The following is a 255-nucleotide window of genomic DNA, read 5'->3' as shown; positions in this document are numbered from 1 at the left end:
ACGCGAGCAGCGGTGTTGGGTCCACAAGACAATGAACGTGCTCAACGCGCTGCCGAAATCGCTGCAGGACAAGGCCAAGAGCCATCTCCACGACATCTGGCAGGCGGAAACCAAGGCCGAGGCCGGCGCCGCCTTCGACTTTTTCGTCGAAACCTACGGGGTCAAATACGACAAGGCCGTTGCCAAGCTGGTCAAGGATCGCGAGGCGTTGCTGACCTTTTACGACTACCCGGCCGAACACTGGAAACACATCCG

The 255-nt window shown here is 59.2% G+C and carries 1 protein-coding gene; it reads left to right on the top strand.

The window, feature by feature from the left end; translation table 11 throughout:
* On the top strand, positions 1 to 255 hold a 255-nt coding region (locus IB235_RS24920; RefSeq protein WP_192339091.1), incomplete at both ends, for a transposase.

Source organism: Paracoccus sp. PAR01 (genome assembly GCF_014851995.1).
Classification (GTDB): domain Bacteria; phylum Pseudomonadota; class Alphaproteobacteria; order Rhodobacterales; family Rhodobacteraceae; genus Paracoccus; species Paracoccus litorisediminis.
The sequence above is the reverse complement of the archived record's forward strand: the minus strand, read 5'-3'. Positions and strand labels throughout refer to the sequence as shown.